This window comes from Catenibacillus scindens (assembly GCF_014202115.1).
Classification (GTDB): domain Bacteria; phylum Bacillota; class Clostridia; order Lachnospirales; family Lachnospiraceae; genus Catenibacillus; species Catenibacillus scindens.
Map to the genome: position 1 here is coordinate 1 of NZ_JACHFW010000030.1, position 9,348 is coordinate 9,348.

Annotated in this window: 9 protein-coding genes; 8 read left to right on the top strand and 1 reads right to left on the bottom strand. The window is 42.8% G+C overall.

The features are described 5' to 3' along the window. Positions 1 to 60: 60 nt before the first annotated feature. Positions 61 to 1,569, top strand: coding sequence for a nuclear transport factor 2 family protein (locus HNP82_RS17340; protein WP_183776748.1), 1,509 nt, complete (start codon positions 61 to 63; stop codon positions 1,567 to 1,569). Between the two features lie 40 nt (positions 1,570 to 1,609). On the opposite strand, the gene HNP82_RS17345 is transcribed toward HNP82_RS17340, so the two are convergent. After that, positions 1,610 to 2,422 (bottom strand): MurR/RpiR family transcriptional regulator, encoded by an 813-nt coding sequence (locus tag HNP82_RS17345; protein ID WP_183776750.1) that lies wholly within the window; start codon positions 2,420 to 2,422, stop codon positions 1,610 to 1,612. Between the two features lie 356 nt (positions 2,423 to 2,778). Here HNP82_RS17345 and HNP82_RS17350 point away from each other — a divergent pair, with 356 nt between their 5' ends. From HNP82_RS17350 to HNP82_RS17380, 7 genes are all read left to right on the top strand, one after another. Further along, positions 2,779 to 3,240, top strand: a complete 462-nt coding sequence (locus HNP82_RS17350) for a hypothetical protein (protein ID WP_183776752.1) — start codon at positions 2,779 to 2,781, stop codon at positions 3,238 to 3,240. A 37-nt stretch (positions 3,241 to 3,277) separates the two neighbouring features. Next, positions 3,278 to 4,936 (top strand): extracellular solute-binding protein, encoded by a 1,659-nt coding sequence (locus HNP82_RS17355; RefSeq protein ID WP_183776753.1) that lies wholly within the window; start codon positions 3,278 to 3,280, stop codon positions 4,934 to 4,936. 311 nt (positions 4,937 to 5,247) lie between these two features. Further along, positions 5,248 to 5,508, top strand: a complete 261-nt coding sequence (locus HNP82_RS17360) for a glycine radical domain-containing protein (protein ID WP_183776754.1) — start codon at positions 5,248 to 5,250, stop codon at positions 5,506 to 5,508. Positions 5,509 to 5,643: 135 nt separating this feature from the next. Further along, a complete protein-coding gene (locus HNP82_RS17365; RefSeq protein ID WP_183776755.1) occupies positions 5,644 to 7,749 on the top strand; it encodes a GH39 family glycosyl hydrolase in 2,106 nt (701 codons plus the stop codon). Between the two features lie 40 nt (positions 7,750 to 7,789). Beyond that, positions 7,790 to 8,251 carry a helix-turn-helix domain-containing protein gene (locus HNP82_RS17370; protein ID WP_243164852.1) on the top strand — a complete coding sequence of 154 codons (462 nt, stop codon included), beginning with the start codon at positions 7,790 to 7,792 and terminating at the stop codon, positions 8,249 to 8,251. After that, positions 8,248 to 8,718, top strand: coding sequence for an IS630 family transposase (locus HNP82_RS17375; RefSeq protein ID WP_243164854.1), 471 nt, complete (start codon positions 8,248 to 8,250; stop codon positions 8,716 to 8,718). The genes HNP82_RS17370 and HNP82_RS17375 overlap by 4 nt, the downstream gene beginning before the upstream one ends. Beyond that, on the top strand, positions 8,696 to 9,046 hold the full coding sequence (locus HNP82_RS17380) for a hypothetical protein (protein WP_183776757.1): 351 nt from the start codon (positions 8,696 to 8,698) through the stop codon (positions 9,044 to 9,046). The genes HNP82_RS17375 and HNP82_RS17380 overlap by 23 nt, the downstream gene beginning before the upstream one ends. The last annotated feature ends 302 nt before the right edge of the window (positions 9,047 to 9,348 follow it).

Here is a 9,348-nt window from a genome sequence, read left to right on the forward strand (position 1 = left end):
ATTTTTGCGGAAGGGTGCTTTGGAGATAAAGACTGTGTAATGTGATCGGAGGAATGACGGATGAGCTTTTATACCGCCATGGAAAATGCCATGGCCCGTATGGTTTTCTGCCTTAATGAAAATCTTCTTGCAAAAAACGATGGTCTGGCCGGGCTTATTGATGGAAAGGATAATATTAAGGCTTCCGTGGATGATGTTCTATGGGCGGACAACCGCAGCGATTTGATTTGCCAATTGAATGACATTGAAAGAAAAAGGGCTGAAGAAGGAAGAAAATTTTTCATGTTTGCCATGTCGCCTTCTTTTGCGTTAAAAGAGGAATATGAGATGGAAAATGATGGGTGGTCGTCCTGTGATATCTATTGCTATGAGAATGACGAAACATCTGGGATTCTAAGCTGCAGACTTAGAATTATGAAGTTGGAAATCGCCTTTATCCATCACGATGGCCAGGCATTGATACGGGAATTTCATTTGTACACAATTCAGACAATGAAAGCCTGGCCTTATGTCCTAAAGCAAACTCAAAATGAAAGTGTACCCTTTGGCATTGGGAAAATCCCGAATTTCGCGGAGCCTTCTTCGGAGGTTTATTTACGTGCTGAAAAAACCGTAAATCTCTTGTGGGACAGACTTCTCAGAAATATAGAAGATTTGTTTGAGAAAAAAGACGGCGATGATGGTTTAAAGAACATTTTTGACTCAGGGAATTCTAAAAGACCGGTTTTGGGATTGACATCATCCCCCCTGGTATCTGTCCGGACAGATACCACTATCGATGTGGTTTCACCTGTACAGATTTTTAATCTGTGTACTGAAGCGCCAAATGTTCAGACAGTCCGGAGAGCATTTTATTATATAAAATACCATATGGCTTTGATAGATCAGGTATGGAAAATTGAAGACAGCAAGGTGTTTTATTTGTTTGCCCTTCCGGATATTGCCTATATTCCCGGAAAAAGATACGATAAGATTAGTTATGACCTGATACCCTGGACACTGTATTATGCGGATACGCCTTATATGTACATGGATGATGTTTATGCTATTGAAAATATATTAAATACCTGGTTATATGGCGGACGTAGGGCACAGCTTCTGAATTTTTACGAAAACCATATGAAAAATGACAGTTTCATCCCGGAAATGACGATGAAAAGTTTTGGAGAAAAATCACCTGTTCATAAAGGTGAGGCAGCCATTTTGAAAAAATTATCTGACCTTGAAAGTCATTATATTCCGGGAATGTTTAGCTTTCATATGGCAACAACTCCTGTAATTATCTTTAGTAAAGATGGGAAAAGCGCCCGTGGAACATGGTTTGATCACAGCGCGACAAATCTTGGCCGTAAAAAAGGGGATCATGGGAACATTTCGTATATGGTTTTTGTCGGCCGTTATATGCATGAATTTAAAAAAATTGGAAACAAATGGTATATGACACGATTTTTCGGAGAACCGTTGCTGGGAATGGATGACTGGGAATACGATCCAATGAATACAGATGGATGGGTAGTTTCACACCAGGAAAGAGATTATCCCCAACCTTTTGCGTCCCTTGAAAAATGAACTGGAAAGCATTCGGCTTTTTTGCCGAATGCTTTAGCCATCAGATCAGCTTTTTTCCTGAAATATACATACTTTTATAAAGTTCTCCAATATAAGAATAAGTCAGATCCAGAAGCAGCATAGAAGATAAGGGAGAACTTCCTTGGCCTATATAAAGAACTGTACGGCAAAGCTCTGAATAAGGGCATGGAAAGATACTGGAAATCAGGATGATTTCTGCACCGTGTGTATGAACTGTGGGCAATGTATTCAAGGTTTCTTTTGAATGCTGCAGGCCGTCATAAACAAGAAGAAAAAGCTGAGAAGCGTCGGCGTTTCGAGCATTATTTTGCTGGGTCACTGTGTCTGCGGAAAGAGTAACGGTTTTTCCTGTCAAGGCAAGATGGGACAGGAAGGCAAGGTGCATTGTGGACTTAAAAAGATCGTGGATAATAATATGTTCATATTCATGGAGGGCGAGTACCGTTTCCATAATTTTATCAGGATCAAGAGTCTTTTCCAGATTTTCCACATCCCGGCGAATATCCTTTGTTGTCTGCTCTATATACTGATGGATGTCCGGAGCGCTGGGATTAAGCAATGTGGGTGTATTAAAATCATAATTTTTTATAAGATCTGAAATTTTCATTTTAAATTCTATATAAGAATCGTAACCAATTTCCTTAATAAAGCGACGGCACGTAGATATGGAAATATTACAGTTTGCAGCCATCTGTTCGATGGTCCAGGAAGGAATTTTACATATATTTTTTAATAAAATCTGGGCAATCTGCTTTTCTGTAGAGCCTTCTTTAAAATAGTAGTAATCTGCTGCAAGAGACAGCAGAGAATCCGTATTGTTAGCATTTTTCATAAGAAGATCCCTTTCTATGGCATAGTATGATGAGGCAAGCAAAATATTGAGCCTAAGTCTCAGGATATAAAACTATTATAATGAGAAGAAAGATGAGGAGCAAGAAAAATTTTTTGAAAGGGTATCATATTTTGAAGGGTAAAGATGAAATGGTGAAAGGCTGTTCAGGTAAAAAATCTGATATTATAAGTGTAGCAAAATAATTAAAAAAGGTATTGGAGGAGGAAACATGATGAAAAAGATGGGTATCGGAGCGATCGCATTAACTTTGTTATTATCTGCCTGTGGCAGTTAGGATGGTACAGAAAATGCGGATACGTTGCAAAATGTGCAGCCCACATCGACAGTGGAGGTTAATGAAACAACAGACGAAAGCGACACAACCGGGGAAGAAAAAACAGAGTCTGCGTCAAATTTTAATATTACATGGGATGATATCGAAGAAATATAATGAAACTTTCAGCAAGATCATTGCTCTCTCCAGCGCGCTGATTATGGATGACGCGGTAAACTCTACAGAAGACGCGGCATTGAGTTTTCAGAAACGCAGCCATTATGACCGGATTTTTGGCGGTGATGTGTCGAAACTTCCCGGAAGTGACATGGATCCGAGACAATTATTTTTAGACAAAAAACTGCCGGTGGATATTTTTATGGCGATCGGAAAAGATGACAGCCTGCTGGAAAAAAACCGCAGTTATAAACAATTTCTTGAAGAAAACGGCGCAAGTCTTTTCTATTATGAAGATGAAGGGGCTCATGAATGGAATTTCTGGAATCGCAACATTAAAAAAGGTATTGAGTGGCTGGATCAGTAAGCCGCAAAATGCAGGATTGAAAATAGGAGGGTTTTAAATGAACAAAAAAGGAAGAAAATGGATAGCAATGGCTCTGGCAGGAACCATGACGCTGGCCCTGGCAGCCGGATGCGGAAATTCGGAATCGGCGGCAGGTGACAGCAGCGCGGCAGGCAGTACCCAGGCTCAGGCCGGTGAAGAAGCCGGCGCCAGCGAGGACGCTTCTGCCTCTGAAGGCAGTGAGGCAGCCGGTACAGAGGGAAGCGCAGCGGCATCTGCTGTAGACTGGGATGATATTGTAGATATTAATCTGCTTTATGTGTCTATGGGCCCGGTACCTACCGGTGTAGATGCTGTGGAAGCGGAGATCAATAAAATCACAGAAGAAGAGATTAATACCCATGTTAATATGGAAATCATCGAAATTGGTTCTTATGACCAGCAGGTGAACCTGAAACTTTCCTCCAGCGAGCCGTTGGATCTGATCCTGACTATGCCCGGAGGCCCTGCAAGTTTCACCACGATGCGTTCCCAGGGACAGCTTCAGGATATCAGTGATCTTCTGGAGATTTACGGACAGGATATACTGGATACTGTAGGGGATCTTATGGCGGCAACTACTGTAGACGGCGGTATTTACGCGGTGCCTGCCTACAGAGATTTATCATCATCTGAGTACATTGTTATGCGTACCGATGTACTGGAAGATTTGGGACTTCTGGAGAAAGCTCAGAATATGACTTCCATGACAGAATATGAGGAGATTATGGATGCTGTTGCCAACAGTGAAAAATGGTCCTATCTGTCACCGGTAGCATCTTCCGGGCCCGGCCTGCTTATATTCACTGCCGGAGGCGCCTGCATTGGCGGGGATAAATTTGCGGATATGACATCCCTGGATTTCCTGGGCGATACGATGTACCTGGTGGGTGTAAATCCGGATGGATCTGATCCTACAGTAAAACTGACGTATAGCTCCGATGAATATCGGGCAATGTATGAACAGGTAAAGGACTGGTATGATAAAGGGTATGTTTATAAAGACTCGGCGACAGAATCATCCACTGGAAGCGAGCTGATCAAGAGCAATGTGACATTTTCCGTTATTATGGGCGGGGAATATGGCTTTGAAGATGCCCAGACACAGCAGTGCGGTATGCCTGTAACCTGTGTACCTATCTTATCCTATCCCATCAGCACAGGATCATGTACAAGGTTTACCTGGGGTGTTCCTTCCGCGGCTAAAGAGCCTGAAGCAGCCATTGCTTTCCTGAATATGATGTACACCGATGCCCGCATTAACAATTTGATGGCATGGGGTATTGAAGGTGTGGATTATGAAGTGACCGATGGTATTGCTCATTTTATCGAGGGCAATGAAAATCCGGCATTCCATATGGCAGATTATCTGGTGGGCAATCAGTTCCTTGTAACCCCGTGGGAAGGCGCCGAGGCTGACCGCAGAGAGATTGCCAAAGAACTTACAGAGTCGGCTCCGGTATCTGCTTATCTTGGATTCTCCGCAGATTTAAGCGCAGTAACCAATGAGCTTTCCGGAATCAACAATGTCCTTGCCGAGTTCCGTCCTCAGATTGAGACCGGTATGGCCAGCGAGGATGTTTATCAGGATTTCCAGGAACGTCTGGCCTCTGTAGGCGCGGATAAGATTGTTGCCGAGTATCAGAATCAGCTTAATGCGTGGCTGGAAGCACAATAAAATATCTATGCCGCCCTGGGGCAATGATATATAATAAAACCATGAAAGGCGGAAAGAAAGCTGACGGAAGGTCAGCGGCAAAGCCTTTACAAGTCAATATAGTGAACACGAAAGTGTGAGAACGGTCCAGAGCGCGGACAGGCCATCAGGTCTTGTCTGCGCTCTTTTGTCTGAAAACAGGAGGGGTAAGACATGGATGAAGTGATTTTTAATATACAAAGTTTCAGCCTTCATGACGGGCCTGTCCGCAAAAGGCCGTGACGGACCGGATGTGGTAAGGCAGACGCTGGAACCGGAGGATCTGGTACTTTTTGAAAAAAGATATTGAAGCGGGAATCGTTACCGATGAAGATGTTCTTGAACTTTTTGAACTTATCCGTATTAAAGATTTCCATCTGGGAACGGTTCAAAGTAAAGACAATCGTGGTCAGACTAACGGGGAGGCCAAATGGCACAATATTGTCATCGGCGGCGTAAAGCACATTCAGTTTAATATTGTGGATGAAAAGGAATTGCTGGATGCCAGAGTCCATCCGGAGAATCATGAAGATTTGATGGTTCGTGTGGCCTGATACAGTGCTTATTATGTTCAACTGACCCAGAGACTGAAGGATGAAATTCAGGCTAGAACAAAAAATGAAGTGATCCTCTAACCATGGATTTTTTCCTGCCCGGTGTTATACTGAATAAAAAGCCGGGAGGATAGTATGCTGGAACTTCAATTTTTTAATTCGGAACAATCCCATGAACATATACATACAGATATTGAATTAATCTATATCCTGGAAGGAAGAGTCCGGGTTGAGATTAATGACAAAACTTATGTTCTTGAAAAAAACGGGATGATTATCGTTAATTCCAATAACCGTCATCGGCTCCTTGAGGATCGGGAAATGTCAGAGGACAGTCTGTGGCTGTGCAGTGTCCTTTTGGATTATGGTGAACTACTGGAAGATCTTTCAAGAGATTTTGCGCTGTTCTGGTGCAATTCTGCAGTGACGGATTCGGGAGAATACAAGATCTTGTCGGGCATCCTGGATGAAATCCTGGAGTCTTATGAGGTATCCGAGGCGGGAAATTATATGAAAAAAAGCCTGTATTATAAGCTGGTGGGCTGTCTGGCAGAACACTTTCTTGTAACTGGGATGTCGGATCAATGGACCCGGAAAAGTAATTTTGAAAAAGAAGAAATGCTTCAGTACATGAATGCCAATTATTACCGTCCAATTACGCTAAAGGAAATGGCTGATAAAATGTATATGTCTGAAACAGCTTTTTCCAAATATTTTAAAAAGATTGCGGGCATGAATTTTGTTCAGTATATGAATAATATCCGTCTTCATCATGCTATTGAGGATCTTCTGTATTCAGATAAACCGATCACCCGGATTGCCGTGGATAATGGCTTTTCAAGCGCATCATTTTTTAACCGTGTTTTTAAATCGGTGTATAATACGACGCCGACCCGGTTTCGCGAAAATGCGGGTGTACAGCCAGAGCGGGAAGATCATCCGAAGCCGGAGGGATACCGGGAAGTTGTAGCCGCCTATCTGGAAAATAAAACAGCGGACATGGATATGGAAAAAGAGGAAAAGTATATCCACACGGCCATGGATCAGTACCACTGCTATAGAAAAATATGGACGGCGGCAGTCAATCTGGGAAATGCCGATACCATTCTTACTGCCAGGACTCAGAAGCATATCCGGTTTGTTCATCGGAATATATCTTTTAAATACGGGCGCATCTGCAATCTTCTGGGATGGGATATGAAACTTCGGGAAAATCATTCTTTTTCGGCTCTGAAATTTGATGATGTGGATACTGTTCTGGACTTTCTTTATGATGCAAAGATTATACCGATCATTGATCTGGGGGACAGGCCAAGGCACACTCTTCGGGATTATGACCGGGTAATTTATATGGAGTCTCGGAAAAAAGTTTATGAAACTCTGGATGAGTATAAAAAGGTACTGGAAATGTTTTTGGGCCATGTGGTACGGAGGTATGGCGAAGAGTGGGTGGATCAGTGGATTTTTGATGTCTGGTTTGATCCAGGAGAAGCCTATCAGAATACTATCGTCGTACGAATGGAAGATTATGATTATACGGAAGTGTTTGAAACCACGGCAAAGATTGTAAAATCTTTTGGAAAAAATATCCGGGTGGGAGGTCCGGGGTTTGTCATCGGAAATATGCACCATCCGATTCTCCGTTTCATGGAAAACTGCCGTAAACTTCCCATTCCGCCGGATTTCCTGTCGGCCTACTGGTTTCCTTACGGATATATTGATGAAAGTGACGTTCTTGGTTCGGTGATCTGTCCTCACACAGAATTTATTGCCAGAGAAAGGAAACAATATGAGAATTTTATAGACAAGTACGGACTTGCAGACATACCCCTTTATATTATGGAATGGAATATGAGCCTGTCTCAGCGCTCTTTTTACAATGATGGCTGTGGCAAAGGCGCGCTGATGCTGAAAAATTTGACAGAAAATCTGGAATGTGCCCGGATGTGTGTTTACAATCTGCTCAGTGACAGCGGAGCGGATTATTATGATCTGGATCAGATGCTTATCGGGGCTGCCGGCCTGCTGACCAAAGAGGGTATTGCAAAACCCTGCTATTATGCGCTGATGTTTATGTCCTGGATGGAAAATGATGTGGTGGATGTAGGCGACGGATATATGATTACCACCGACCGAAGGGGTGTCTATAAAATTCTGTGCTTTAATTACAAAGCTATCGGGCAGGTTTTTTATCTCCGGCGGGAAAGCGAATTTATAGCAATCCAGATAAATAGCGCATAAATTTGACAAAGGTACTATGATTAAGGTAGAGGTGATATTTATGTTACACAATGAAGAAAGACATTTAATTATCCAAGCCCTTAATCATCATATCCCTGTTAAGGAAATAGCCGAATGCTTTTCGGTAAACACAAGTACTATTTACCGTTTACGCAAGCAGATGGAAATGACCGGTTCTGTGGAAACCCGTACCTCTCTTCGTGGCCGCAAACCCGCCCTTTCCAATGACGACATTGTTCATATTGACAACTTAATCCAACAACAGCCAGATATTACAATCAATGAAATCATGGATACCCTCCATCTGAAGGTCAGTGATGAAACTGTCCGGCAAGCTGTTTTAAAACTGGGATATGTCTATAAGAAGAAATCCCTTCATGCTTCGGAACAGGAGCGTCCCCGACATTCAATTGAAGCGAAAAAACTGGGGGGCAACGTATTCCGGAGAACGGCGCAAACCACCTTGTGTTTCTCGATGAAAGCGGGATCAATACGGACATGACCAGACGTTATGCACGGGCAAAAAAGAATCAGCGGGCGGTTGACAGTACGCCGCTAAACACTCCGGCCACGACAACGATCCTGTCCTCTATACGCCTGGATGGTTCCTGTATTTACACCACATATCAGGGAGGCACCACAGCCGAACGCTTTGAAAGCTATCTGAAATCGGATTTGCTTCCAACATTAGGCCCTGATGACATCATTGTGATGGACAATATGCGTTCCCACCATGCAAAGGTGGTTAAGAATCTTTTAGATGAGAGGCATATACAATATTTATATCTTCCGCCATATAGCCCGGACTATAATCCGATTGAAAATATGTGGTCAAAAATCAAAGCGAATATGAGAAAACAAAAAGTACGTGCCGCAACCCTATTACCTGAAGCTATCGAGAAAGCGTTTTCTACCATTCACATATCGGATTGTATTGGATGGTTTCATGCGTGTGGATATGTGCAATAATTTATTGGATTGCTATAAAATAAGCGATCTCAAGGATATTTATGTAGATAGCCGGGAAACAACGTTTCATTTTTCTCTGAGCAATCTGCCGCCAGGAACATGGCGGCTTCACCGCTACCGGGTTTATCCCGAATACGGCAGTGTTCTGGGAATCTGGGAACAACTGGGACAGGATAAGGATACTTCGGTCCGGGAGGATGTGGAGTATATGCGCCGGATATGCACGCCAAGGATCGAAGGCGAAAAAATTCAGTGCAAGGAAGGCACGTTGAACTTGACAGAAACTCTGCAGGCCCATGAAATGCGTATGATCGTGTTAAGCCGTTAATTTGGGGTAAGAGGCTCAAATCATTATTTATGAATCGGCGGCCCGTTACAATATAGACTGTCATTTTTTGGAAGGAAAGGATAGTATTGTGAAAGCCTCTCCTTCCTTTTTTAGTGATACAATGAAACTGTCTGAGAGAGTATTTTGGCAAACGACAGATAGATGTGTTAAAAGGAGTGGAAATATATGAATACAGCGTATAAAAGCCCGGAAATTGTGAGAGATTACCTGTCACCTACCGGTTATAGCGTCATTTTTCGGTATATGGATAAAGATGCCGAAAACGTAGGGATTATTGGCGA

Excerpts from the sequence above, each read along its gene's own strand:
- HNP82_RS17340 (WP_183776748.1), top strand. The coding sequence starts at position 61 with ATGAGCTTTTATACCGCCATGGAAAATGCCATGGCCCGTATGGTTTTC.
- HNP82_RS17345 (WP_183776750.1), bottom strand. The coding sequence starts at position 2,422 with ATGAAAAATGCTAACAATACGGATTCTCTGCTGTCTCTTGCAGCAGAT.
- HNP82_RS17350 (WP_183776752.1), top strand. The coding sequence starts at position 2,779 with ATGAAACAACAGACGAAAGCGACACAACCGGGGAAGAAAAAACAGAGT.
- HNP82_RS17355 (WP_183776753.1), top strand. The coding sequence starts at position 3,278 with ATGAACAAAAAAGGAAGAAAATGGATAGCAATGGCTCTGGCAGGAACC.
- HNP82_RS17365 (WP_183776755.1), top strand. The coding sequence starts at position 5,644 with ATGCTGGAACTTCAATTTTTTAATTCGGAACAATCCCATGAACATATA.
- HNP82_RS17370 (WP_243164852.1), top strand. The coding sequence starts at position 7,790 with ATGTTACACAATGAAGAAAGACATTTAATTATCCAAGCCCTTAATCAT.
- HNP82_RS17375 (WP_243164854.1), top strand. The coding sequence starts at position 8,248 with ATGACCAGACGTTATGCACGGGCAAAAAAGAATCAGCGGGCGGTTGAC.
- HNP82_RS17380 (WP_183776757.1), top strand. The coding sequence starts at position 8,696 with ATGCGTGTGGATATGTGCAATAATTTATTGGATTGCTATAAAATAAGC.